Raw genomic sequence first — 24315 nt, forward strand, 5'->3', positions numbered from 1 at the left:
ATGGAATATCCCGTATGGTGGATTCCTGAGTTTTCCGGCGGCTTCATCATCGCCTGTGTAGCGGTATTTCACGTTTTCATCGCGCATTTTGCGGTGGGTGGCGGCCTCTTTCTTGTGCTGACAGAGCGCAAGGCCGTAAAAGAAAACGATTCCCGCATCCTTGAATACGTCAAGGCGCATACCAAGTTCTTTCTGCTGCTGACCATGGTGGCGGGCGGCATGACAGGGGTGGGCATATGGTTCACCATCGGCCTGCTTTCGCCTGCGGCAACATCCACACTGGTGCATGCCTTCGGCTTCGGCTGGGCAATCGAGTGGGTGTTCTTTCTGTGCGAGATAGTGGCCCTGCTGCTGTACCACTACCGGTTCAACCACATGTCCCGTCGTGACCATATGGTCATCGGCTGGTTCTATTTCGGTTTTGCCTTCATGTCGCTGTATGTCATCAACGGCATCATAACCACCATGCTCACTCCGGGCGAATGGCTGCAGACGCAGCGGTTCTGGGACGGATTCTACAATCCCACATTCTGGCCTTCGCTTGCGCTGCGCACTTCCATTTGCCTCATGGGTGCCGGACTGTTTGCACTGGTAACGGCCATACGCATCAAGGAAGAGCATACCCGAGAACGCATGGTCCGCTATGCCGTGCGCTGGGTCGGCTATCCGTTCCTGCTCATGCTGCCTGCAGGTGTGTGGTACCTGATGGCCCTGCCCGAGCCGCAGTTCACCATGGTGCTGCAGAAATCGGCGCAGACCCCGCAACTGGTGCGGGTGTTCTATCCTCTCACCGCTGCCATCATCCTCGGCGGTCTGACTGTTGCCTATATACACACCAAAGCATGCCGGACTGTCCTTGTCGGGGTGCTCGTGCTTGCAGGGCTGGCTCATATAGGCACCTTTGAATGGATACGCGAGGCCGGACGACGTCCCTACCTGATCCACGGGCATACGTGGTCCAACTCCGTCAAGGTTACCGAGACTGAGCTCATCCGCAAGGAAGGCGCGCTGCAGCACGCCAAGTGGGTAAAGGTGCGCGAGGTGACCCCGCAGAATCTGGTTGAGGCCGGTGAGGAACTCTATCGCCTGCAGTGTCTGGCCTGCCATAGTATTGGCGGCCCCATGCTCTCTGCCGAGACGCGGACGGCCGCGCTGACCCGTACGGGCCTTGAGGCCCAGCTTTCCGGTCAGGGACGCCTGCGCAATTTCATGCCGCCTTTCCTTGGTACAGAAGTGGAGCGCGTGGCGCTTGCCACCTTCATTGCCGACATCATTCAGAAGCGTGAACCTGCAGGGGCCTCTGTTTCGCCGCAGGCACTGGCAACCATCATCCCTGCATTCAACAGGCATGAAGCGGAATATGTGCTGGTGGCGTGGGCAACCATGGGCATGACAACCATTTCGGATAATAACGACCGTTTCACCATGCAACCGCCCGGGGTGACCGTGCGGGCGCAGCTGCTGCGGCGTGATGATACGCCGGAGATTCTGACCGACGGCGTTGTGCTTTCCTACCGTATGGAAAAGGGCTTTGAAACGCCTGCCAGGCACGTGACCTTCTGGGATCATGCCGCAGCCCTGTTCGGCAAGGACGTGCCTCCGAACGTGGGCATGGCTCCCGGCGGTGAACCGGGTTCCGGCCCAGAAGGAACGTTTGTACCCGATGAGGCGCACAGGGCGTTTGTGGTGCATGGGCTGCCCGCATTGCCCTATGGCAACGACGGTTCCGTCAATCCGTATCCGCTGCTTATCGTGGAAGCGCGTGACACCTCCGGTGAACTGCTTGCCGAAACGCAGGTGGCTGTTCCCGTTTCCACGGAGTGGGGCTGCCGCAACTGCCACGATGGCGGCTGGCGTGTGGCCAACCGCACCGGCATGTCCGATGTGACGGCAGACAACATTCTCGCCGCGCACGACAAGATCAACAGAACCGACCTTGTGGCGCGCGCCGCCCGCGGCAACCCCGTGCTCTGCCAGAGCTGCCACGGTTCTGCCAAGCTGGGTACCGAGGGGCAGGAAGGGCTTATCGGCTTCTCTGCCGCCGTGCACGGCTGGCATGCGAACTATCTGGGTGAGGAAGATGACCGCAGTTGCAAGAGCTGCCATCCTGCGGCCCGTTCCAGTTTCACGCAGGGGATGCGCGGCGTCCATGGTTCCAAGGGACTCACCTGCGTGAACTGCCATGGCACGCTGGAAGACCACGCCCTCGGCCTGTTGAAGAAAGAGAAAGAGCTGGGCAAGCGCGGTGTGGATAAGCTCATGACACACCTCGTACCGCGCGTTGTGGATTCCTATGAGGAAGTGCAGGCGCGTTCACCCTGGGTCAGCGAGCCTGACTGCACCGTGTGCCATGACTTCTTCACCACCCCTGCGGCGGATGCCTCTGCGGCGCATAAGTGGACATCGGGTGATCCTGCCGAGCTCTACAGCGAACGGCAGGACGACATGGGCGCCATCATGTGTCAGGCCTGCCACGGTTCCACCCATGCCCTGTATCCGGCGGAAAACGCCTTCGGGAAGCTGCGCAGCAACATCATTCCCCTGCAGTACCAGCAACTTGCCGGTCCTCTTGGCAGGGGCAATAACTGCATCTGCCATACCCGCGAGCTGACGGTGTATGAATCGGCGCACCATCCCATCGTTCCCAAATAACCTGCTGTAATTCTGAACTTTTGGCGCGCAACCGCTCCATAGGGTCAGACAATGGCAAGAAGAAAAGAGATTGTTCCAAAATGGAACAATCTCTTTTTTTCTTTATACTGTCGTAAATTATCTTCGGAAGCTATTGTCCGGCAACAGGTTGAGAGCAAAGAAAAAATTTTTCAGGCTTCCAAAGAGAGAAAAATGGTAAGTGTGTCCTCACTGTGGAAATGGAAAAATTGCGGGCCTGATTTTTGTCCGCAACTATATGAATTTATGCTACTGTTCATTTTGTGGCAACAATGTGAAACGGATATATAGATTATATCTATAGTTTCTATTTGTTGTATCTGTTTCATATTGACATATTTTTCACATTCATCTAGGCCGGACAAACGTAGTAAGTGACTTGGGTTAGAGGTCAACTTAGTCATGTGAGGAAATCATGCTGAAAACTGTTCTGAATCTCTTTACCAATCTCTGCCTCTGGGTGAGCGCGATTGTCTTCGCATCTCCTGTGGCAGCCATGGCGTCCGCTGCCGCTGATGCGGGCGTCGTGCCTGGTGCAGACGGCAAGCCGTGGTGGTTCTGGCCTGTTGTGCTGCTGTTCTTCTGTTTTGTCCTCGGCATCATTGCGGTGCTCGCGGGCGTTGGGGGCGGCGTTCTGTTCGTGCCGCTGGTTTCGGGCTTCTTCCCGTTCCATATTGACTTTGTTCGTGGTGCCGGCCTTATGGTCGCACTGGCGGGCGCTCTGGCAGCCGGTCCCGGCCTGCTCAAGCGTAACCTCGCCAGTCTGCGGCTAGCCTTGCCGGTGGCGCTTATCGCGTCTGCCTGCGCCATTGCAGGTGCCATGCTCGGTCTGTATCTGTCTTCGCTTGATCCGCGCTACATTCAGACCGCCCTGGGCGCTACCATCATGGGTATTGCCGTGCTGCTGCTCTGTTCCAAGAACTCCGAATACCCCGTCGTGACCAAGCAGGATGCTATCGGCCTCGCACTCGGTATCGAAGGCATCTACAAGGATCAGGGCACGGGCAAGGAATTCCACTGGAAGACGCACCGCACCCTTCCCGGCCTTCTGCTCTTCATCGTCATCGGTCTTATGGCCGGTATGTTCGGTCTGGGCGCAGGTTGGGCAAACATCCCCGTTCTGAACCTTCTCATGGGCGCTCCGCTGAAAGTGTCCGTGGCAACCTCCAAGTTCCTTCTGTCCATCACGGATACCTCCGCTGCATGGATTTATCTGAACCAGGGTTGCGTTATTCCGCTGATGGCTATTCCTTCCATCATCGGTCTGATGGCCGGTTCCTTCGTGGGTGTGCGTCTGCTTGCCATCGCAAAGCCGACCTTTATCCGCTACATGGTTATCGGCGTTCTCTTCTTTGCGGGTTTCAAGGCTCTGGACAAGGGTCTTGGCCTCGGAATTCTGGGCTAACGGGAGGATGATATGAGCAAAGAAAAAGCTTGCAACGTTTCCACCGAGGCCACTCCGGAACAGATGCTTTATGCGAAGATTCTGGAAATGGGTGCGACCACAGGCCTGTTGCTGATGATCGTTTCCTATCTGCTGTACGTGTTTGGCGTGTTCGAGCCCCACGTACCGATTGAAACCGTAGTTGCCAACTGGCATCTCGGTATTCAGGATTACCTTGCTGCCACCAATTCGCCTCAAGGCTGGAGCTGGGTGGCACTGCTGGGCAAGGGCGATTTCATGAACTTCTTCGGTCTCGCTCTGCTGGCACTGCTTACCATCGTTTGTTACGCAGTGCTTATTCCCGGCTACCTGCGCTGCAAGGATAAGGCTTACACCTTCTTTGTAGTTGCGGAAATTCTCGTTCTCTCCCTCGCTGCCTCCGGTCTGGTTGGCGGCGGCGGTCACTAGGTCAATTTCTACTACCGTACCATGGGCCCCCGGAACGCACGTTCCGGGGGCTTTTTTGATGGAATGATAGTGAACACCTGTGTATGCGAGAGCACGGCACGGGTTTTGTTGACGGGAGTCGGAAACCGGATATACTACACAATTGACCGACCACCCAGCGTGTGGCTTCCTCTGAACGACGCAATGCCGAAAGGAGTAGTAAGCAACCAATGAAACTTTTTGCTCTGTTGCTTGACCGTATAATTGACCGCGTTAACGTGAACTTGCGCGGCCTTGGTTTTGACGTGCGCCTCTACGTGCGCGTGATGGCGGAATACCGCTATGGCGGGTGTTCCTTTGCCTGCTACGGCCTGAGCACATACCACCCCATCCATCTGCAGTTCAATAACTCCAGCCTTTCGGGCAGCTATTTTCTCGGGCGCTGCAAGGTGCGGCATTCCGTGCTTATGCGAAGCGATATCCGGGGTGACGAGCTGAAAAAGAAAGGCCAGCTCTGGCAGATAGGCGATGTGAGCATTCCGCTGTATCACGATGAGATTATCACCATCCGGAACAGCTTTCTGGACACCACGCTTGTGCACAGCAACTCGCATTCGCCGGAATCGCCCGAAGAGTTCCATATCCGCAACACCGTGGCCATGCCCTATGCGAACATCCACGGTGCTCCTTCCGAGGGGAGTTTTATCGGCACCTTCGGCACCATTGACCTGACCACCGTACACAACTGTGTGATCGGCCATTTTGCCTACATTCAGGCTGGCGAGGTGCGGCATGAAAAGTTTGAGCCCGGAACCATCTTTCTGCGTTCTCCGGGCAGCTGGGAGTTCCACTACCAATACGACCTTGCCGTGCTGGACAAATACATCCGGCATGAGGAAGGCGAGGCACCTGAAGGGGTGTTCATAGATTTTGCCGAACCGTACGAAGACGCCTTTGCGGGGTTGTTCGCCTCTGCCCGTCAGGGGCATTATCCCGCCGGAGCCGGTTCATTCGTTTCCCGCTATGCCGTGAAGCGCGGCGACACGACCATTGGCGCGAACGTGCTTGTGGCCCAGCGTTCCTATCTGGAAAACGCCGTCATCAGCAAAGGCTCCAATGCGCAGGAAAAGTGCTATGTCATCAATTCCGTGCTCGGTCCCTGCTGCGTTGCGGCGCATGGTGCAAAGATTGTGGGTGCACGGCTTGAAGAAAAGGTCTTTGTCGGCTTCAACAGCTTCCTGCGTGGAACCGAAGAGGCACCGCTGACGGTGGGCAAAGACTGCATTATCATGCCGCATACCATCATCGATCTTGAGGAGCCGCTGCATATTCCCGCAAACCGGCTAGTGTGGGGGCATATCCGAAACGAAGCGGACCTTGCCACGCAGACCGTGGACCTTGACGAGTTTGCTTCCGGCAGCGGCGACGTGCAGATAGGCCATATGTGCTTCCGCGGAGATACGGGCGATTTCGTACGCGGATTCCGTGAGCGTATAGAGCATATTCTGCAGGAAAACGGCGCTTACTGGGACGGGCATGACAAGGATAAGGGCCATGCCCAGAACATGAAGTACCTGACCTTCAACATCATCCAGCCCTATGCGGATGGTGAAGCCGAAGGGTTGTACCCGACCATCGATATCCGGCCCATTAGCTAGCGGCGGTATCGGGCTAAAGAATCATCTGTCGTCTCAGTGAAGAGTGAATAAGCATGGGGTATGCTGGCCTGCGATTCAGAGGATATCAGGTGAAATAGGGAAATCAGGCCTTGAGCAGGGCAGCCATCCGCAGGTCCGTTGCGAGCGCATCCGCCAGTTTGCGGTGTCCGGCAGGCAGGGTGTAGTTGTCCAGTTCGTCAAAGCGCACCCAGCGATACTCTGTTGCGGCGTGCAGCACCGGCGTGCCGTCGCCCTTGTCGAGCTTGAGAAAATAGCAGTGCAGCGAGACACGGTAGGTGGTGTAGCCGTGGTTGATGACGGTGATCTTGTCTATGGGGGTGACGGCGAATTCCATTTCTTCCATGAATTCTCGCACCACCGTTTCGCTGGGGTGTTCCCCCTCTTCCACGCACCCGCCGGGAAATTCCCAGAATCCGGCCCATACGCCGTGTTCCGGACGCTTCTGGATGAAGATGCGCCCATCGCGTATGAGCAGGCCCGTGGCTACATCCAGATGGGTTATGGGCTTGCGCGGCGCAGGGACAGGGCGCTCCTGCACAATGCCCAGATGCAGTGCCTCGCACCAGCGGCTGACGGGGCATGATTCGCACCGCGCTTTCTTGGAACAGACAAGCGCACCCAACTCCATCATGGCCTGATTGAATTCCCGCGCCTTGCCCGAGGGCAGCAGTGATTCCGCTGTTGCGCGGATGAAGGCCATGTTCTCCTTCTGCTTCACCGGAGAATCCATGTCGCAGACCCGCGCAATAACGCGTTCCACATTGGCGTCAACACACACCACATCCTGTCCGAAAGCTATGGAGGCAATGGCTCCTGCCGTGTAGTCCCCTATGCCGGGCAGTGCGCGTATGCTGGCAATATCGTCGGGAAAAACACCCCCGTGCCGTTCCATGATGATGCGCGCCGCCTTGTGCAGATTGCGCACGCGGGAGTAGTAGCCGAGCCCTTCCCACAGTTTGAGCACTTCGTCTTCGCTTGCTGCGGCGACGGCGGCAATGTCCGGCAGGCGGTCTGTCCAGCGCAGAAAGTAGTCCACGCCGCGTTCCATCTGAGTTTGCTGGAGCATTATTTCCGATATCCAGACGTGATAGGGCTGGTAATCCGTGCGCCACGGAAGCGGACGTTTGTGAGCATCGAACCAGTCGAGAAGCGTTGCCGAGAAGACGGAATGGTCATGTGTGTGCAGCATGTGCGGGTTGTAGCCATTCGCACGGCAAAGTACAACCTATGCATGATAATAGTGGAAAGCACACGGACATATGCTTAAAGTAAATATCAGATGCGTTATTATGGTTCTACGTTTTGCCATTCGGAGGGATGGGGATTATGGAATTGCCGAAACCGTGTACCGGCTGTGGGGGCAGGGTGGTGCACTTGCAATATGATGGAGTGTATTATTTTGTTTCGTGCGAGCAGTGCGAGAAGGCCGGGCCGCGCACCGATTCGCCCGAGGACGCTCTTGTCATGTGGAACAGCAACAGCAGCACCATGTTTGTCTACGGCGAGGACCTTCGCAAAAGCCGCATTCTGAAGAAAATGGAATGTCAGGACAGGCGGGACGACCGCTTTGTGGTGCAAATTCCCATAGTGCTGGCGGTGGGCGGCATACGGGGCAGGCGTGTGACAGGGGTGATGCGCAATGTGTCACACTTCGGGGCCTTTCTCGAACTCACCGGGGGCGATGTGAGCGCCGTGCCTGTGGGCATAGAAGATTTTCGAGACATGGAGACCTATCTTTTCTTCAAGCTGCCCAAGGAAATGCCGAAACCGGAAGATGGTGCAGACACCAGCGTGCAGACCTTCCGGTTCAGCCCGCGCCACCTGCATCAGAAACGTGAAGTGGTTGCCGTGGGCGGCTGTTTTGTCCAGCTGAAGACTGATCAGACAGAAACGCTGACGGCACTGGTCAACTACTCTTCGGAGATACTGGCAGCGCACGCGTAAGGTTTTTTAGGATGCAGTCATGACAAGGCCCCTTCGGTTTGAGGGGGCTTTTCTTATGGGGAAAGGGTGCTCAGCCCCGCAGGTTCACTCGGTCTGCATGTGCTTGCGCGCCAATGCAAGAAAATCGGTCAGCAGGGGCGAGCACCATTTATCCACATGGCGTATCATGAGCAGCGCGGTTTCCCGTGGCGCGGCAGGCCAGTCCAGCGGAATCAGTCTTCCCTGCTGCAGGTCCTCTGCAATGCTTGTGCGGGGGCACAGGGCTATGCCCATGCCTTTGAGCAGGCAGTTCCGGTGTCCGCGACCGCTGGCGAATACTAATGCAGTGCGTTGGATGTTTTCACTGTCGAGCGACCGCTCGAACGCCTTTCTGTAGCTTCAGTCCACCCGCAGATGCAGAATGGTACTGCCATGCATGGAGGCCGTGGTAACGTGAGGCACCTGTGATAGCGGGTGCTGCGGTGCCGCAACCAGCATAAGCGATTCCGTTCTCAGGGCTTCCACAGTCACGTTGGGCATGGTGACTTCATCCGTCAGCAGAAAGGCCAGATCAATGCGGCCGGAATTCAGCTCTTCCCTCAGGCGGGCATCGTCGCAGTTGATGAAGTTGAGCACGGCTTTGGGGTGCCGGTCGTGAAAGTCCTCGACTATGGCGGGCATGTATTCGGCAGCAACGGTTTCCGGAATGCGTATGGTCAGGCTGCCTGCCTTTTCCGTGCCCGCGGCTATTTCGTTCCTGATTTCATCTGACATGGCTTCCATTCTGCGGGCATAGTGCAGAAGCGTCTCTCCGGCTTCGGTCAGCAGAATGCGGCGGCCGATGCGGTCAAAGAGGGATACTCCCAGATCCTCTTCAAGCAGCCGTATCTGTGCGGATACGGAAGATTGCGCCAGATGCAGGTCTTCTGCCGCACGGGTGAAATTGAGCCGCTCGGCTACGGCTCTGAAGGTTCTGAGCAGGCGCAGTTCCATGATTTCTCCTTCTTTTCTCTTCTACAGACTCCGGCACTGATCGCAAATGACGATTGCTCCCATCGGATAAAATCGTTGGATGCGATTGGTTGCAATGGATAATAGGTGGGACAGATCGTAAAAACAAGGAGGTTGTCATGGAAAACAGCAGTTCGGACAGGCCGTCGGCAGGCGAAGTGGCGGCAGGATATTTTTCGGAACAGTTCCATTGCGCTGAAGCCGTGGCCAAGTCGGTTCTGAATGCGAAAGGGGAATGTGCAAAGAGTGCTGTTGCCTGTGCAACGGCCTTTGGCGGCGGATACGGCAGAAGTTTTGATGAGGCCTGCGGTGCCTTGAGCGGAGGGCTTATAGCCATAGGGCAGCTGCATGGCAGACGCGCTCCCGGCGAAAGCTGGGATTATCCTGCATCGCTCGGAGCCATGTTGCGTGAGGCCTTTGTGGAAGAGTTCGGCACGACCCACTGCAGGGCATTGCGCGAGCGCTTTGGTGATGCGCAGGAGGCGGAGTGCCGCAATCTGGTGCGCTTCACGGCGGATACCCTTGAGGAGATGCTGGAAACGCCTGTGCAGAGTTCTGCAAAGGTGGCCTGCGGTTGCCGGTAGTTTCCGGATGTCCGGATGTCCGGATGTCGGCACGAGGCATGGCAGTGAGTGGAGAGGGGCGGGGAGGCGTGCGGGTTGGTCCCGTTACCTGTTGTCCCTCTCCTTCATTATGTCAGGCATGCTATAGGCATGTTTGCGGGCATGCTCTCAGCAGGTGGCAAGTCCTGCCCGTGTGATTTCGGGGGCAGAAAGGCGCTCGGGGGGGCAGCACTGTTCTCGGTGTTGTCAGCCACGGCCTTCGGGATGCCGTGTGACGTCATCACTGCAATCAGGGCTGGATTGATGCCAGTCGTTTGCCGGTCTTTTTCTGAATCTCCACAAGCTTGAATCCGTAATCCAGCAGTTTGGTGGTCTCCACCTGCCGTATGATGGGGGTCTGCGCGCCCAGAACAACCGCCAGCAGGCGGGTGCCGTCGCGCTTGGCCGTGGCGGAAATGTTGAAACCGGAAGCGCATACGAAGCCTGTTTTCAGGCCGTCCGCACCTTCGTATCTGCCCAGCAGCGAGTTGGCGTTGCGGTGGGTGGAACCGTTGTAGGTGTACGAGGTCATGGAGTGAATGGACAGGGATTCGGGGAAGGCCTTGAGGTAATGTATCGAAAGTTTGGCGATGTCGCGGGCGGTGGAGTACTGCCCCTTGGCGGGCAGGCCGTTGGGGTTTTTGAACACGGTTTTGGTCATGCCCATTTTCTTGGCGCGGGCATTCATTTCCCGCACAAAGCGCGAGGCATCGCCTTTGCCCATGTATTCGGCCACGGCAACGCAGGCATCGTTGGCCGACACCACGCTTATACCCTTGATGAGCTCGTCTATGGTCACTTCCTCACCCTTGCGCAGGCGCATTCTTGAGCCGGAAGTGCGCGCAGCGCGGGGGCTGACGGGAATGGTCTTGCGGGGAGAGAGTTTGCCCTTTTCCAGAGCTTCGCGGACGATGTAGAGCGTCAGCAGTTTGGTGATGGATGCGGGCGGAATCTGCTTGTCCGCATTCTGTTCGTAATAGACCTGCCCAGTGCTCATGTTGATGAGGTAGGCGGCCTTCACGTTCAGGTGCGGGCGCTTGGGAGGCTTTATGTCACGGGGCAGCTTGGGCGGAGCAAGGTCCTTATCCATGCGCTCCTGCAGGGCGGGGCGCGGGGTGTAGGCTGCTGTTTGTGTGTCGGCGTGTTTGCCGGACGAGCTGCCGGACTTGCTGTTTCTTCGGTCGGGTGCCTGAACTGATGGCTGAACAGATTCCTGATCGGATTCCTGGTCGGTTCCCTGATCTGTCCCCAGATCCGGCATTTGGCCGGTCACAAGAGCCGCAAGAGCATCCACGGCCGCATGGGCATCGGATTCATCTGTCGTTAATGGCGTATCTGGTGAATCTGGTGAATCTGGCGAGCCGGTAGGACCCTCTTCAGCCGAATGCAGGCTTTCCAGCGTTGCAGGGTTGCGGGGGGCAGCGGCGCTGTTGATGATGCAGAACCGTGCATCGTCCTCTGCAGCTATAGGCAGCGCAGCTCCCATTGCACCGGCTGTAACAGCCGTGCCGGTTGCAACTGCGGCAGCCTTGGCCGTGCGTTTGGCTGTGCCGGATTTCTTGGCGGATTTCTGCGTCTTGGAGGTTTTGCGGACCGCTGTATCAGTCTTCTTGCTCCGCTTTTTCTTTTTCGCAGATTTCTTGGTGGTTTTCTTTTTGGCCGCTTTCTTTTCTGTCAGCTTGGAAGAAGCCGTGCCGGAATCGGCGGTTTTGCGGGCGCTTGCCGTGCTGGCTGCTTCGGCATGATCTGTCGGCAGCAGAGGTGTGGCAAAGCCCCCCAGCAAAAAAGCCAGGGCAAGGACAATCGCGAGGACTTTGCCTGCGACAGCATGATGTGACGGATTCGCCATGGGCGATGCCTTACGGAGCAAACTTGCGCGCGTCAAGAGAATCTTCTCCAAAAAAGCAGTAACTTAGAGGCTGTCTTTCGATGCAGAAAAAAGGTTTTCTGTCAACGGGCGGGAGCGAAGTCTTCCACGATTTTTGCGGGAGCACCTTCAGCACCCGATCCTATGGATTGCTCAATCCTGCAAGGCGAAGAAGATCACAGCGGGACGTTGAGTACGATATCTGAAAGATCGCCCTGAACGCATCGTATATGATGAATGTGGTACGAGCCTGTGAGTTCCGGATCTTTCACCTGCGCGGGCTGGCCGGTTCGCAATTCCGTAAGGTGGTCTGCAACAGCCTTCATGCAGCCGAGGTGCGTCACCACGAGAATACGTTCACCCGGGTGGCGTTCGGCACAGTCGCGCAGGGCATTCAGTGTTCTGTGCAATACATTCAGGCGGCTTTCGCCTCCGGCGGGAGTGAAGCCCCATCCGGCAGCCTTCTGTCGTTCCATCTCTTCCTGTTCGGTTTCGCCGAGCTGGACCAGCTTGTATCCTTCCCACTTGCCCCAGTGCTGTTCACGCAGGCGGTTGTCTGTGCTCATGGGCAGGGAACCGAGCCGCTCGTTGATGATTGTGGCAGTCTGCATGGCGCGGTTCAGGTCGCTGCACAGTATACGGCTCCAGTCCTGCGCAGCCAGCGCGCTACCCCAGTCGGTTGCCTGGGCGATGCCGGTGTCGGAAAGAGATATGTTTGTCTGTCCCTGAATGCGTTTTTCAATATTCCATGGGGTCAGGCCGTGGCGTATGAGGCCGAATTCCGTGTGTGTCATTCCCGTAATATCCTGAAAACTGATAGTATATGTGTGTTGGCTTGTCCGGTATCCGCCCTATTGTTTCTCATCACGTATTCGCGGGAAGAGAGCTCACGGGGTGGAATGCCGGAACTTGTCCTACCAATATATGCCTGTGGCGGGTGGTCTGTCCATCACGACAGGGGGCGGTTTTTGATGAAAATGATTGTTTTTCTCGTTTAGCGCCGCGATCTGCCATGCAGTGCATGAGGCCGGAAAAAAGAAAGTGTTCAGATCCTGAGGAATTGAGTGAAGGGGGGAATGAAAAAAGGACACATGTCTTTCGACACATGTCCCTGATCTCATCATGGCGGGCTATGCAGGAATCGAACCTGCGGCCTTCAGCTCCGGAGGCTGACGCTCTATCCAACTGAGCTAATAGCCCATGAGGAAAGTTGTAGTAAGCGGCACGTCATGCGTTGTCAAGGCAAAAGCATTGGCATCCGTCATGTCCCGCCTGTACCACAATGGCAACTCGGTGTTTCAGAGCCAGCCCTGGCTGAATCAAGGGCAGGGGCTGAAAGCTTGTAGCGGTCAATTGCGCGGTAAAACGCCATTCCGCAGCACAGTATGCGAACCTATCATGTTACGCATTGGTTTGTCAGTATATGCAGAAAGGAATGCCTGTGTGATTGAGTGAGGTGTTTGCGAAATTGTAAAAACGAGAGAAAATTTTTTCCTTCTGAATGACAGGTCTGGCGCTTTGTAAACAATTCTGTTAAAAGCGCCGCATCGCACGGTTGTGAAGGCAAGGGGGAACGCAGTTGTTCGGAATAGGGTCCCTTGCTCATCGTGTGCCATCTTTTTCTTTTCCGGAAGCGGCGACATTTGTGGCTCAATGAGCTGCGGATAGTCCGCGCGGGTAACGGGGACGTATGAAACGCATTGTCGTGGGTGTAACGGGTGCCAGTGGTATGCCGCTGGCGGTAACGCTTCTCAAGGCGCTCGCATGGGCGCAGGACGTGGAAACGCATCTTATTGTTTCCGATGCGGCACGCGAAGTGCTGCGGCTTGAATCCGGCATGGATGCCGACGAACTCATCGCGCTGGCAGACCGTTCTTACGCGCCGGCCGATTTTGGCGCGGCACCTGCGAGCGGATCGTGGCAGCACAGCGGCATGGTCATATGCCCATGTTCCATGGCCACTCTTGCCGCCGTTGCAAACGGGCTTGGCTCGAACCTGCTTCATCGCGCTGCGGATGTAACGCTCAAGGAGCGCCGCCCCCTTATTCTTGTTCCCCGCGAAACTCCGCTCAGCCGCGTGCACCTGCGCAACATGCTTGCCGCGGACGAGGCCGGAGCCGTCATCATGCCGCCCATGCCCGGTTTCTATTCCAATCCGGCCACCATTCAGGATCTGCTCGACCATCTTGCCGGACGCATTCTCGACCATCTTGGCATTGCCCATTCCCTCGTCAAACGATGGGAAGGGCTCTCATAGACGCACGAGATCAGGGACGTAGTGAGATCAGGGACGTAATTGGATCAGGAGGACGCATGCATACGCTCACATGGCACGGCCACTCGAATTTTCAGATCGCCACCCCCAGCGCGAATATTGTCATCGACCCGTTTTTCACCGGCAACCCTTCCGCGGCAACCCCGTGGGACGGTATTGCCAGACCCGATGCCGTGTTCGTTACCCATGATCACGGAGATCATGTGGGGCAGGCGGTTGATATCTGCAACGCCACAGGCGCCATGCTCGGCGCCATTGTGGGGACAACGGGCAAGCTCGTGGCAGCGGGACTCCCCCAGTCGCAGGTACTGAACGGCATAGGCTACAATATCGGCGGAACAGTGACCGTGGGCAAAGTGGGCGTGACCATGACCCAGGCATTCCATTCCTCCGATTCCGGTGCGCCCGTGGGATACATCCTCACGCTGGACGACGGTTTCACCATCTACCATGCCGGAGATACGGGTATCTTCTCGGGCATGAAGCTGTGGGGCAGGCTCTATGACATCGACCTCGCCCTGCTGCCCATAGGCGGCGTGTTCACCATGGATGCACGTCAGGCAGCGCTAGCCTGTTCGCTGCTCAAGTGCCGCGGCGTGGTGCCCATGCACTGGGGAACTTTCCCCGTACTGGAGCAGAACACGCAGGCCTTCCGTGATGCCCTGAAGAATTTTGCGCCGGACTGCAGGCTGTTTGATATGGCCCCCGGCGAAACTCTGTCGTTTTCGAAACTGCCCGAAGGTGACTGCGGGTGTGAATAGGCTCTGTGCGTGTCTGGCATCACGTGCAGTCGGAAGAAGCGAAACAAATGGCGGATGGAAAGACTTGGGTTGTCTATCTGGTGCGTTGTGCCGACATGTCACTCTATTGTGGCATAACCACCGATCTGGAACGACGCCTTGGCGAGCATAACAGCGGCAAGGGGGCGAAATATACCCGCACCCGAACGCCGGTGACTCTGGTTGCCAGCGCCTTGTTTCCGGACCGGAGCAGCGCCTCACGGATGGAGTATAGTGTAAAACAGCAGCCCTCTGGGCGAAAAATCGACTTTCTGGCGCGGCAAGCCGGAGCCGGTTCGTCTTCAGCGCTGTCAATGACTGCCGAGAACGCATAAGGAAGAAATAATGGAAGGCTTTTCGTTTGAAGGGGTGGAACTGTCGCAGGAAGTGCTCAAGTCCATCGAGGACATGGGTTTTGAAGAAGCATCACCCATCCAGGCTCTTGCTATCCCGCCCATTCTGCAGGGCAAGGACATAATCGGGCAGGCTCAGACCGGCACCGGCAAAACCGCTGCGTTCGGCATTCCCATTCTCGAACGCATCAACCCGCGTGATCGCGACGTGCAGGCCATTGTGCTGTGTCCCACCCGCGAGCTTGCCATTCAGGTATCCGAAGAAATTTCAAACCTCGCCAAGCGCATGCGTAGCGTGAGCGTGCTGCCCGTTTACGGCGGCCAGCCCATCGACCGCCAGTTCAAGGCGCTCAAGCGCGGCGCACAGGTTCTGGTAGGCACGCCCGGCCGTGTTATGGACCACCTGGAGCGGGGTACCATCACCTTGGATAAGGTGGTCATGGCCGTGCTGGACGAAGCGGACGAAATGCTCGACATGGGCTTCCGCGACGACATCGAGTTCATCCTCGAAAAAGCGCCCGAGACGGTTCAGACCGTATTCTTCTCCGCCACCATGCCGCCGGAAATTCTGCAGCTGGCAAAGCGCTTCCTCAAGGAGCCCGAATTCCTCAAGGTGACCCAGAAGGTGCTCACCGTGCCCAGCATTGAGCAGATTTACTATGAGGTGCGTCCCTTCCAGAAGATGGATGCCCTGTGTCGCGTGCTGGACGTGTACAACCCCAAGCTGACCGTGGTGTTCTGTTCCACCAAGCGTGGTGTTGACGAGCTGACGGCCAACCTGCAGGCGCGCGGTTATCAGGCCGACGGGCTGCACGGCAACCTGAACCAGACCCAGCGTGACCGCGTGATGAACCGGTTCCGTAAGGGCGGTATTGAAATCCTTGTTGCCACGGACGTGGCGGCACGCGGTATCGACGTGGAAAACGTTGAAGCCGTGGTGAACTTCGATATTCCCAACGACGTGGAATACTACGTGCACCGTATCGGCCGTACCGGCCGCGCAGGCCGCACCGGTCGCGCCTTCACCTTCGTTTCTCCCAAGGAATTCTGGAAGCTGCGTGACATCAAGCGCTACACCAAGGCGCGCATTGTCCAGCATCAGATTCCCTCCATCGAGGAAGTGGAAACCGCCAAGTCCGGCCAACTGCTCGGAGAAATCCGCTCGCAGATTCAGACCGGCAACCTTGAGCGCTACATCTCCACCGTGGAGAACTTCATCGAGAGCGAATTTAACGGCGACCTCACCACCATGGAAATGGCCGCAGCCCTGCTGCGTATCATGATGAAGCGTGACCTCGGCGACGCCGTGCCGGACGAAACCGGCGGATTCGGCGACACCGGCGCACAGGTGGGCATGGTTCGCCTGTTCGTGAACGTGGGCCGCAAGATGCGCATTGGCGCGCGCGACATCGTTGGTGCCATTGCCGGTGAAACCGGCCTGCCCGGCAAGATGATCGGCAACATCGACATCTACGACCGCTTCACCTTTGTGGAAGTGCCGCAGGATTACGCACAGGAAGTGCTCGGTGTCATGAACGGCAACCAGATTCGCGGCTACCGCCTCTTTGTGGAGCCCGCCAGCCGCAAGTAACGGCTGATTGGCATACGACAGAATATGAAAGGCCGCCCATTGGGTGGCCTTTCAGGTTAGTGACAAAACCTCGTTTTCAGTAAAACCGTATTCCCGTTTAGCCGGAACCGAGGTCTGAAAACGGATTTTCATCGCTTATACGAGGTGCAGGAACGTTAGGTTCCTGCCCGGCGGAGCCAAAAAATCCCTGAAATAACTTTGTCAGCAGTCTGAAAGGCCACCCGAAAGGGCGGCCTTTTTTGATATGGGCGGTGGAGTGCGTGAGGCAGCGGGCTACTTTCGGATAATGATGAACTGCTCGTTGCCGCAGTCGTGCTTCTGGCCGAAAACCTTGATGTGGTAGATGCGCAGCTCGTCATCGCCTTCCGGACGGATAACGATATTCCGCGCTGTCTTGCCGATGAACACCTCATGCCACTGCCTGATCTTCTTGATGTCCACTCGCTCTGCAAGTTGATCGTCGGCATAGAAATGTGCGACAGCGTCGTGCTTGTCACCGATGTTGTCGTCCGCCAGAAACTGGATGTAATCCACACTGGCCAAAGCCTTCAGAGGCAGTATGACCCGGCTGTCTATTCCGCCGCACCGGCTCCCGCCGAGGCAGATGGGCGTTTGCGGAACAATCTCCAGAATCATTCCGGCGGCAAGATCGTTGCGGTGCTGTTCTTCGCGTTTCGCCGCTTCTGCGGCGGCTACGCGGGCGCGGCGTTCCTCATCCAGTTTTTGCTGTTCAATATCCAGTTGTGCCTGCTTTTCCCGTGCGACCATCTGCTGTTCCGAAGACAGGCCCTGCCACTCATCGTCAGTCATGCCGAGCGGATTGCGGGCGCAGGCGCACAGGAACATTGCCAAGGCAGCGAGCAGTACATAACGGAAATATCGCAAGACAACCCTCCGGAGTATCGGGATATGCACGGGGTACCCTTGAGGCTGAGCGCAGGGGCTGCAACACTGGGAATGCCTGTAACTACTATGGATAATGTATAACGTGCAAGCGGCCGCATATGGAGATGTTCTCTCCGTATGCGGCCGCGCGATATTCTATTGTGTCCTATTGTGTCCGGACTATGGTGTGGCCTGCAGTCTGGTTATTCCTGCACCCACAGGTCCACTGGCTGGAATCTGGTTACATCCACCAGTCCCTTATCGGTAAGTTTCAGGGCGGGGATGACGGGCAGGGCAAGGAAGGAAAGCGCGGCAAAGGGGCTGCCGAGCTTGTAGCCGAGCGTGCCGAGGGCATCGTTAATGGATTTCAGGCCGCTCAGCACTTCGTGCACAGGGGCATCGCTCATCAGCCCTGCAATGGGCAGGGGCAGCGAGGCCAGCACCTTGCCTTCGTGCGCAACAGCAAGGCCGCCGCCTATGCGCACAACCTCACGCGCGGCCGCAATCATATCCGCATCGGACATGCCGCCGACAATGAGGTTGTGGGAATCGTGCGCCACGGAACCTGCCAGTGCACCGGCCTTGAGGCCGAGACCGGTCACAAAGCCGAGGCCCACGTTGCCGGTGGCATTGTGGCGTTCAAACACGGCCAGTTTGGCGAGATCGCGGGCAGGGTCGGCCACGGCTTCCCCATTGGTGATTCTGGCGTCCATGCGCAGGTCTTCGGTGATGATCTGACCGGGAATGATGCCCATCACGCGCAGCTTGCCCGTGTGCTCGGGTATGCGCAGATCGGCTTCGGTGAGGCTCTTCACGTGCATGGTGTTGCCGGAGAAGGGGGCAGCAGCGGCAAAGCTGCTTTCTGCCACGCGTTTGCCGTTCAGGTAGCAGTCGGCAATGGCAAAGGTCTTCAGGTCATCCAGCAGCACGAAGTCTGCACGGTAGCCGGGGGCCACTGCGCCGCGCCGGTTCAGGCCGAAATAGCGGGCGGTGTTTATGGTCGCCATCTGCACGGCACGCACGGGGTGCAGACCTTCCACCATGGCCTTGCGGAGAATGTCGTCAATGTGGCCGTCGGCCACAAGGTCATTCACCAGTCTGTCGTCGCAGACAAACGAGGTGCGCTGGCTGTTGAAGTCGTTCAGCACGGCCATGAGCTCGTGCATGTTGTGTTCCTGCGAGCCTTCGCGCACCATCAGGTGCATGCCCTTGCGCAGCTTCTCACGGGCTTCCTCCACGGTGGAGGTTTCGTGGTCGCTGGCAGGGCCGCCGATGATGTAGGCATTCAGGTCCTTGCCCTGCAGCAGCGGGGCGTGGCCGTCTATGACGCGGCCGCGTGCGGCTTCCAGTTTGGCAAGCACACCGGCATCGCGGAACAGCACGCCGGGGTAGTTCATCATCTCGGCAAGGCCGAGGATGCGGTCGGGGTAGCGGTCCAGAAAATCTCGCACATGTGCATCCGTCAGCACCGCGCCGGAGGTTTCCATGTGTGTGGCAGGCACGCACGAGGGCATCATCACGAACACGGAAAGCGGCAGGTCTTTGCTCACCGCAAGCATGTATTCAATGCCTTCCGCGCCCATGACGTTGGCAATTTCGTGCGGGTCGCAGATGACTGCGGCGGTGCCGTGCGTTGCGGCGGCTTCCGCAAAGCGGGGCGGTGCCAGCAGGGTGGACTCGATATGGATGTGTCCGTCAATGAGGCCGGGCACGCAGTAGCGTCCTTTGCCATCCACAACGGTTTTGGCTTCATATTCCTCAAAACCGATGATCACGCCGTCGCGTACTGCGATGTTGGCGGGATGAATCTCGCCGGAAAGCACGTTCACCAGTTGAACGTTGCGTACCAGCAGGTCGGCGGGTTCTTCGCCGCGTGCGGCGCAAATAAGGGTCTTGAGTTCGGTCATGATCAGCCCTCCCGGCTGAATGGAACGCCGAGCGCAGCCGGAGCGGCCCCGCGTCCTTGTGTACGGTCAAGTCGCATCACCACGATGAGTACCAGTATTGTAGCAAGATAGGGGAACATGCGCAGCACGTTTATGGGAATAAGTTCCACGCCCGTCGCCTGAAAGAAGAATTGCAGCGCGGTCAGCCCGCCGAAAAGCAGTGCACCGAGAAAGGCGCGCAAGGGGTACCATGTGGCGAAGATGACCATGGCAATGGCTATCCAGCCCTGTCCCATGGTCATGTTTTCCTTCCAGCCCGGCGTGTAGGCCAGCGAGAGATAGGCACCGCCAAGACCCGCCATGCAGCCGCCGAAAACCGTGCAGCCGTAGCGGATGGCGGCCACGTTCACGCCCACGGCGTCTGCAGAGGCGGCGTCCTCGCCCACGGCGCGGATTTTGAGGCCCAGCCGGGTGCGGAAGAGCAGCCATGCGCCCAGCGGTACGAGGATGTAGGCAAGATAGACCAGCGGCGTCTGCTTGAAGAAAATGTCGCCGATGACCGGAATATCGCTGAGGTATGGCACCACGTAGACCTTCATGCGCAGCGCGGCCTTGCCGATGTAGGCACGGCCGAGAAAGCTGGAAAGGCCCGCGCCGAGGATGGTCAGCGCAAGGCCGGAAAGGGTCTGGTTAACCCGCAGGGTGATGGCAAAAAAGGCGTGCAGCAGGGCCAGCAGGCCGCCGACAGCCATGCCGCCGAGTGTGGCCAGCACGGGGTTGCCGGTGGCGGAACCGGCGGCAACGCCTGCCAGTGCGCCCATGAGCATCATGCCTTCCACGCCGAGGTTCAGCACGCCGCTGCGTTCGGCGTAGATTTCGCCGAGGGCGGCAAAGCATACGGCCACGGAGGATTTCATGGCGATTTTGGCTATGAAGGTAAAGTCGTCGAGCATTTGAGTATCCTCATGGGGAGAATGGGTAGGGGGTGAGGGGGCTTGGGGGGCCTTTCACCGACTACAACAAGTCGTATCCAGTTATTCCTTTTGCCGCCTTCCGCGGGACCAGAAAGGGCCTCAGCCGGGGCTGCGCCCCTCAGCAAGGCCCTCTCTGGACTCTCCCTGCCTCGCCCCGCTTAAGTCAGCAGTCGTTGAGAGCAGGATTGTCCTGCCGTGAAAGCGAAGCGCTTTCAATCGGCATGGGAGGCTTGGCCGGAGCCGTGCTGTTCAAAATTCAGAGTGCCGTTTCTCTTCCGGTAAGCCGCTATCGGCAGGAAGAGGCTGTATGTTGTCGCTGTCGGGGTTTCCAAAGGGCATCATGCCCTTTGGCCGCCGGAGGCACCTTAATTGTGCTTAATCTCGGCGATTTGCCTATCTCGCCACTCACGGAGTGTTTGGTTGCCGAAGGCAAACTTTCCATGCATAACAGCTTAACATCACTAACGAAAAAATAAAAAATCTTATCCCTGTTAGTCCATTGCCGCCTATACGGCCTTTCTGCCGGCCCATTTGATGTGGTAGCGGCTGATGGTCTCGCTGAGCAGAAAGCCGAAGAGCAACGCACCTTCGAGTATGCGGCTGATGGATGCGGGTAGTTGCATGGCCGTGGCGAGCTGTTCGCCGCCTACGATGAAGACGCCGAGCAGCAGGGCACAGAAGGGGACGAGGCGCGGCTGCAAAGCGGCGAGGCAGGCGACGATGATGCCGTCGTAGCCGTAGCCGGAGGCAAAGCCGTCCTGCAGGCGGTAGTGTATGGCCGCAGCTTCTCCCATGCCAGCAAGACCGGCGAGCGCACCGCTCAGGCCCATGACCAGCAGAGTCTGGCGGGGTACGTTAAGCCCTGCATAGGCTGCAGCCTTTGGGCCGTTGCCGATGATGCGGACAGAAAAACCCCATTTGGAGCGGGAAAGCAGGTAGTGGAAGGCGATGACCAGCACCAGCGCGAGCAGCAGGCCGAGATGGATGCGCGTATCACCGAAGCGTGGCAGCATGGCAGCGGGCGGAAACAGCGGCGTGCCGGGGAACCCCATGCCGTTGGGGTCGCGCCACGGGCCGTAGTACAGGTGCTCCATCATGATGATGGCCACATAGTTGAGCAGCAGGGTGGTGAGAATCTCGCTCACATTGCCCCACACCCGCAGGCAGGCAGGAACGAGTGCCCACAAAGCGCCGAACAGCGCACCGCACAGCACAACGGCAGGCAGAAGCAGCGGGGCGGGCAGCACGGGGCCGAGATACATGACAGCACCGGCGGCGCCTATGCCCCCCATGACAAACTGGCCTTCACAGCCGATGTTCCACAGCAGCATGGTGGCGCACAGGGCCACGGCAAGGCCGGTCAGGGTGAGCGGAATGGCCTTGACCACCACCTCGGAAAGACCGAATCCCGAGCCGAGCGCCCCCTTGAACATGGCCGCATAGGCCGCAAAGGGGTTGGCACCGTAACCGGCCATGACAATGGCTCCCGCAACAAGGGCGGTGCCGAGCGCAATGGCGGCGGTGAGCAGGCCTTCATGCTTCAGGCGGGTATGACGTTTTTCAAGCAGCAGCATTGTGTTTGTCCATGTACCGGCAGCAAATTCCGGCTTGGGTTCCGGCTGATGTCTCAGCCCTGCACCGTGCCAGCCATGAGCAGGCCGATGCGTTCCACGCGCTCTGCGTCGCGTGTGTCGATAATATCCAGAAGCCTGCCACGGAACATCACGCCTATGCGGTCGGACAGGGAAAGGGCCTCTTTCAGGTCGCCGGTGACAATGAGCACGCCGGAATGTTCCCGCTGTGCCAGAATCGCGGCCCACACGTCTTCCGTGGCCTTGATATCCAGCCCCTGTGTGGGCTGTTCGGCAATGAACAGGCCGGGGTTGCGTGCCATTTCGCGGGCCAGAAGCAGCTTTTGCAGATTGCCACCGGAAAGTGAGCCTGCCAGCGTGGCCGTGTTGTGCGTGACGATGTTGAAGCGGTTTATGGCCTCGCGGGTTTCCTGCTCCATGCGTTCCGCATCCAGCCACGGGCCGTCGCCTGCCGCATCGCGGCGGGTGAGGAAAAAGTTCTCGCGCAGTCCCATACCGGCAATGCTGCCTATGTGGTGTCTGTCTTCCGGCACATAGGCTATGCCTCCGGCGTTCTGCCTGTCGCGGGATGCGTGCCATTCGCGCGCAGAAAATTCGCGGCCCATGAAGGCCACGCTGCCCGATGCGGCAGCGACCGTACCGGCCACGGCTTCCGCAAGGGCTTCCTGCCCGTTGCCGGCCACGCCCACAATAGAGAAGACCTCGCCCTTGCGCACGGCAAAGCGGATATCCTCAAAGGCGGGACTGCTCAGGCCGCGTGCCTCGAACACTGTTTCCCCAAGAGGGATGTCCGGCTTGTCCACCCGCAGCACCAGCTCGCGGCCGACCATGAGGCGGGCCAGCTCAAGCTTGTTGTTGATCTTGCAGGGTTCGGTCTGCGCAACGATGCGTCCGCGCCGGAGTATGGCAATGCGGTCTGCAGCGCTGAGCACTTCTTCCAGCTTGTGGGTGATGAACAGAATGCCGCGACCGTCCGCCTTGAGCTTGCGGAAGACCTCAAACAGGCCTTCCACCTCCGGCTGGGCAAGCACGGCCGTGGGTTCGTCAAAGATGAGTATGCGGGCGTCCTGCACCAGCAGCTTAAGAATTTCCACCCGCTGCCGTTCGCCCATGGACAGATCGCGGATGCGCGCCCTGGGATCAACCTGCAGGCCGTAGCGTTCTGCCAGCTCGGTTATACGTGCGGTGACGGTGGCAAGGGTGTGGCGCTTTTCGTCCTTCATGCGTGCGGCATCGGCGGCGAGCAGAATGTTCTCCGCCACAGTGAGTGGGCCGATGAGCATGAAGCGCTGATACACCATGCCTATGCCGCGTTGCAGCGCCTGCGCGGGCGATGTGAAGTGCACGGGCCGACCGTCCAGCCGCAGCTCGCCCTCGTCGGGCCGGTAGCGGCCCGCGATGACGGACATGAGGGTGGACTTGCCTGCGCCGTTTTCGCCGAGAATGGCCACAATCTGGCCTGCGTGCACGGTCAGGTCCACGCCGCTGTTGGCGAGCACCGGGCCGAAACGTTTGGCAATGCCCACGCATTCGAGCAGGGGCAGGGCGCGTTCCGGTGTTACCGTACAGGGCGGCTTCACGGCTTCGTCGTTCATGCTATGCGGTCTCCAGTATCGGCTTGGGCAGCACGCCCACGGAATGGACGGACGCGGGCAGCAGAGGAGACTGCTCGCCCTCGATGGCGGCGCAGAAAATGGCGCTGATGGTGGGCGCGGGCAGCTGCTTGAGGCGCATGACCTCTTCGAGCAGGTCGGCCAGACTGAAAATGGTGCCGCCGGTGGAAACCACGTCATCCAGCAGGATGAAGCGCTTGCCGCGTGCCAGCAGGTTCATGTCGCGTTCATACAGGGCAAGGAACTTGCCGCCGCTGGTGATGGAGGATGCACCGATCTGCAGCACGGGTCGGCGGTCGGCCTCCATGTGGGGCTTCACGCGGTTGTAGGCCACGGCCATGGCTTCAAGGCCAAGCTCTTCGGCCACTACCTGTGCCAGTTGCAGGCCTTTTTCCACCACGGTGAGCAGCACCACGTCGGTAAGATCACCCACCACGTCACGTATTTTCTTTGCCAGCAGCACGCCGATGTCGCGGTTCAGGCGCACCTGACCCACAAGGTTGAGCGAGGCAATCTTCAGAATTTTGCCGTCGGCGGGTACGCGCACCAGCGGCAGTTCCACCGCGTAGGGCAGGCCGGGTACTTCCCAGCGGTATTTCTCACCGGAATCGAGTCCCTGTAATACGTCCATCAGTTATCTCCATGTGGTTCCGGCGGGCAGCGCTCCGGCTGTCCGGTTGGAGGAAGGGGTTGCAATGACGAATTTCGGGCCGTGCAGGTTGACGCATACGGGAGCGGTCCGCACCGGCGTGTGTCCGGTTTGCGGCAGACGAGCGGCCTGTTC

20 protein-coding genes, 1 tRNA gene and 1 pseudogene are annotated in these 24315 nt (G+C 58.4%); 11 read left to right on the top strand and 11 right to left on the bottom strand.

The features are described from left to right. From HUV30_RS18100 to HUV30_RS18120, 5 genes are all read left to right on the top strand, one after another. Nucleotides 1-2652, top strand: coding sequence for a multiheme c-type cytochrome (locus HUV30_RS18100; RefSeq protein ID WP_174406896.1), 2652 nt, complete (start codon nucleotides 1-3; stop codon nucleotides 2650-2652). Between the two features lie 51 nt (nucleotides 2653-2703). Next, nucleotides 2704-2961, top strand: coding sequence for a hypothetical protein (locus tag HUV30_RS18105; RefSeq protein ID WP_174406897.1), 258 nt, complete (start codon nucleotides 2704-2706; stop codon nucleotides 2959-2961). 124 nt (nucleotides 2962-3085) lie between these two features. Then, complete coding sequence (locus HUV30_RS18110; protein WP_174406898.1) at nucleotides 3086-4075, top strand: sulfite exporter TauE/SafE family protein; 990 nt, start codon at nucleotides 3086-3088, stop codon at nucleotides 4073-4075. Nucleotides 4076-4087: 12 nt separating this feature from the next. After that, complete coding sequence (locus HUV30_RS18115; protein WP_174406899.1) at nucleotides 4088-4522, top strand: DUF1634 domain-containing protein; 435 nt, start codon at nucleotides 4088-4090, stop codon at nucleotides 4520-4522. Between the two features lie 209 nt (nucleotides 4523-4731). Then, on the top strand, nucleotides 4732-6159 hold the full coding sequence (locus HUV30_RS18120) for a transferase (protein ID WP_174406900.1): 1428 nt from the start codon (nucleotides 4732-4734) through the stop codon (nucleotides 6157-6159). Nucleotides 6160-6262: 103 nt separating this feature from the next. On the opposite strand, the gene mutY is transcribed toward HUV30_RS18120, so the two are convergent. Continuing rightward, nucleotides 6263-7369: an A/G-specific adenine glycosylase gene (mutY, locus tag HUV30_RS18125; RefSeq protein ID WP_174406901.1), complete on the bottom strand. Its 1107-nt coding sequence runs from the start codon at nucleotides 7367-7369 to the stop codon at nucleotides 6263-6265. Nucleotides 7370-7644: 275 nt separating this feature from the next. Between mutY and HUV30_RS18130 the strand changes: the two genes are divergently transcribed. Next, nucleotides 7645-8124: a hypothetical protein gene (locus HUV30_RS18130; RefSeq protein WP_174406902.1), complete on the top strand. Its 480-nt coding sequence runs from the start codon at nucleotides 7645-7647 to the stop codon at nucleotides 8122-8124. Between the two features lie 84 nt (nucleotides 8125-8208). On the opposite strand, the pseudogene HUV30_RS18140 reads toward HUV30_RS18130, so the two are convergent. Continuing rightward, nucleotides 8209-9096, bottom strand: a pseudogene (locus HUV30_RS18140) (LysR family transcriptional regulator). A gap of 137 nt (nucleotides 9097-9233) precedes the next feature. Here HUV30_RS18140 and HUV30_RS18145 point away from each other — a divergent pair. Further along, a complete protein-coding gene (locus HUV30_RS18145) occupies nucleotides 9234-9698 on the top strand; it encodes a C-GCAxxG-C-C family protein (RefSeq protein WP_174406904.1) in 465 nt (154 codons plus the stop codon). Nucleotides 9699-9966: 268 nt separating this feature from the next. On the opposite strand, the gene HUV30_RS18435 is transcribed toward HUV30_RS18145, so the two are convergent. From HUV30_RS18435 to HUV30_RS18160, 3 genes are all read right to left on the bottom strand, one after another. Continuing rightward, nucleotides 9967-11601 (bottom strand): D-alanyl-D-alanine carboxypeptidase family protein, encoded by a 1635-nt coding sequence (locus tag HUV30_RS18435; RefSeq protein WP_243452242.1) that lies wholly within the window; start codon nucleotides 11599-11601, stop codon nucleotides 9967-9969. Between the two features lie 158 nt (nucleotides 11602-11759). Then, on the bottom strand, nucleotides 11760-12377 hold the full coding sequence (locus tag HUV30_RS18155) for a histidine phosphatase family protein (RefSeq protein ID WP_174406905.1): 618 nt from the start codon (nucleotides 12375-12377) through the stop codon (nucleotides 11760-11762). 329 nt (nucleotides 12378-12706) lie between these two features. Then, nucleotides 12707-12783: transfer RNA gene (locus HUV30_RS18160), tRNA-Arg, on the bottom strand. A 490-nt stretch (nucleotides 12784-13273) separates the two neighbouring features. On the opposite strand from HUV30_RS18160, the gene HUV30_RS18165 reads away from it, so the two are divergent. From HUV30_RS18165 to HUV30_RS18180, 4 genes are read left to right on the top strand one after another with little or no spacing between them, the layout of a single operon-like run. Then, nucleotides 13274-13840, top strand: coding sequence for a UbiX family flavin prenyltransferase (locus HUV30_RS18165; protein WP_174406906.1), 567 nt, complete (start codon nucleotides 13274-13276; stop codon nucleotides 13838-13840). 56 nt (nucleotides 13841-13896) lie between these two features. Continuing rightward, nucleotides 13897-14619, top strand: a complete 723-nt coding sequence (locus HUV30_RS18170; protein WP_174406907.1) for a metal-dependent hydrolase — start codon at nucleotides 13897-13899, stop codon at nucleotides 14617-14619. Between the two features lie 47 nt (nucleotides 14620-14666). Next, entirely contained in the window at nucleotides 14667-14972 is a 306-nt protein-coding gene (locus HUV30_RS18175; RefSeq protein WP_174406908.1) for a GIY-YIG nuclease family protein, read from the top strand. Between the two features lie 10 nt (nucleotides 14973-14982). Next, the gene (locus HUV30_RS18180; protein WP_174406909.1) at nucleotides 14983-16581 is read left to right on the top strand and encodes a DEAD/DEAH box helicase; all 1599 of its coding nucleotides are present in this window, start codon (nucleotides 14983-14985) and stop codon (nucleotides 16579-16581) included. Between the two features lie 273 nt (nucleotides 16582-16854). On the opposite strand, the gene HUV30_RS18185 is transcribed toward HUV30_RS18180, so the two are convergent. The 6 genes from HUV30_RS18185 to HUV30_RS18210 form a co-directional block, all read right to left on the bottom strand. Continuing rightward, complete coding sequence (locus HUV30_RS18185) at nucleotides 16855-17466, bottom strand: hypothetical protein (protein WP_174406910.1); 612 nt, start codon at nucleotides 17464-17466, stop codon at nucleotides 16855-16857. Between the two features lie 203 nt (nucleotides 17467-17669). Then, nucleotides 17670-19373 carry an adenine deaminase gene (gene ade / locus HUV30_RS18190; protein ID WP_174406911.1) on the bottom strand — a complete coding sequence of 568 codons (1704 nt, stop codon included), beginning with the start codon at nucleotides 19371-19373 and terminating at the stop codon, nucleotides 17670-17672. A gap of 2 nt (nucleotides 19374-19375) precedes the next feature. After that, a complete protein-coding gene (locus HUV30_RS18195; RefSeq protein WP_174406912.1) occupies nucleotides 19376-20305 on the bottom strand; it encodes an ABC transporter permease in 930 nt (309 codons plus the stop codon). Between the two features lie 527 nt (nucleotides 20306-20832). Continuing rightward, nucleotides 20833-21900 carry an ABC transporter permease gene (locus tag HUV30_RS18200; RefSeq protein ID WP_174406913.1) on the bottom strand — a complete coding sequence of 356 codons (1068 nt, stop codon included), beginning with the start codon at nucleotides 21898-21900 and terminating at the stop codon, nucleotides 20833-20835. 53 nt (nucleotides 21901-21953) lie between these two features. Continuing rightward, entirely contained in the window at nucleotides 21954-23513 is a 1560-nt protein-coding gene (locus HUV30_RS18205; RefSeq protein ID WP_174406914.1) for an ABC transporter ATP-binding protein, read from the bottom strand. 1 nt (nucleotide 23514) lies between these two features. Next, a complete protein-coding gene (locus HUV30_RS18210) occupies nucleotides 23515-24162 on the bottom strand; it encodes a phosphoribosyltransferase family protein (RefSeq protein ID WP_174406915.1) in 648 nt (215 codons plus the stop codon). Nucleotides 24163-24315: the final 153 nt, after the last annotated feature.

This window comes from Desulfovibrio subterraneus, assembly GCF_013340285.1.
Taxonomy (GTDB): domain Bacteria; phylum Desulfobacterota; class Desulfovibrionia; order Desulfovibrionales; family Desulfovibrionaceae; genus Halodesulfovibrio; species Halodesulfovibrio subterraneus.

Excerpts from the sequence above, each read along its gene's own strand:
- HUV30_RS18100 (WP_174406896.1), top strand. The coding sequence starts at position 1 with ATGGAATATCCCGTATGGTGGATTCCTGAGTTTTCCGGCGGCTTCATC.
- HUV30_RS18105 (WP_174406897.1), top strand. The coding sequence starts at position 2,704 with ATGGCAAGAAGAAAAGAGATTGTTCCAAAATGGAACAATCTCTTTTTT.
- HUV30_RS18110 (WP_174406898.1), top strand. The coding sequence starts at position 3,086 with ATGCTGAAAACTGTTCTGAATCTCTTTACCAATCTCTGCCTCTGGGTG.
- HUV30_RS18115 (WP_174406899.1), top strand. The coding sequence starts at position 4,088 with ATGAGCAAAGAAAAAGCTTGCAACGTTTCCACCGAGGCCACTCCGGAA.
- HUV30_RS18120 (WP_174406900.1), top strand. The coding sequence starts at position 4,732 with ATGAAACTTTTTGCTCTGTTGCTTGACCGTATAATTGACCGCGTTAAC.
- mutY (WP_174406901.1), bottom strand. The coding sequence starts at position 7,369 with ATGCTGCACACACATGACCATTCCGTCTTCTCGGCAACGCTTCTCGAC.
- HUV30_RS18130 (WP_174406902.1), top strand. The coding sequence starts at position 7,645 with ATGTGGAACAGCAACAGCAGCACCATGTTTGTCTACGGCGAGGACCTT.
- HUV30_RS18145 (WP_174406904.1), top strand. The coding sequence starts at position 9,234 with ATGGAAAACAGCAGTTCGGACAGGCCGTCGGCAGGCGAAGTGGCGGCA.
- HUV30_RS18155 (WP_174406905.1), bottom strand. The coding sequence starts at position 12,377 with ATGACACACACGGAATTCGGCCTCATACGCCACGGCCTGACCCCATGG.
- HUV30_RS18165 (WP_174406906.1), top strand. The coding sequence starts at position 13,274 with ATGAAACGCATTGTCGTGGGTGTAACGGGTGCCAGTGGTATGCCGCTG.
- HUV30_RS18170 (WP_174406907.1), top strand. The coding sequence starts at position 13,897 with ATGCATACGCTCACATGGCACGGCCACTCGAATTTTCAGATCGCCACC.
- HUV30_RS18175 (WP_174406908.1), top strand. The coding sequence starts at position 14,667 with ATGGCGGATGGAAAGACTTGGGTTGTCTATCTGGTGCGTTGTGCCGAC.
- HUV30_RS18180 (WP_174406909.1), top strand. The coding sequence starts at position 14,983 with ATGGAAGGCTTTTCGTTTGAAGGGGTGGAACTGTCGCAGGAAGTGCTC.
- ade (WP_174406911.1), bottom strand. The coding sequence starts at position 19,373 with ATGACCGAACTCAAGACCCTTATTTGCGCCGCACGCGGCGAAGAACCC.
- HUV30_RS18195 (WP_174406912.1), bottom strand. The coding sequence starts at position 20,305 with ATGCTCGACGACTTTACCTTCATAGCCAAAATCGCCATGAAATCCTCC.
- HUV30_RS18200 (WP_174406913.1), bottom strand. The coding sequence starts at position 21,900 with ATGCTGCTGCTTGAAAAACGTCATACCCGCCTGAAGCATGAAGGCCTG.
- HUV30_RS18205 (WP_174406914.1), bottom strand. The coding sequence starts at position 23,513 with ATGAACGACGAAGCCGTGAAGCCGCCCTGTACGGTAACACCGGAACGC.
- HUV30_RS18210 (WP_174406915.1), bottom strand. The coding sequence starts at position 24,162 with ATGGACGTATTACAGGGACTCGATTCCGGTGAGAAATACCGCTGGGAA.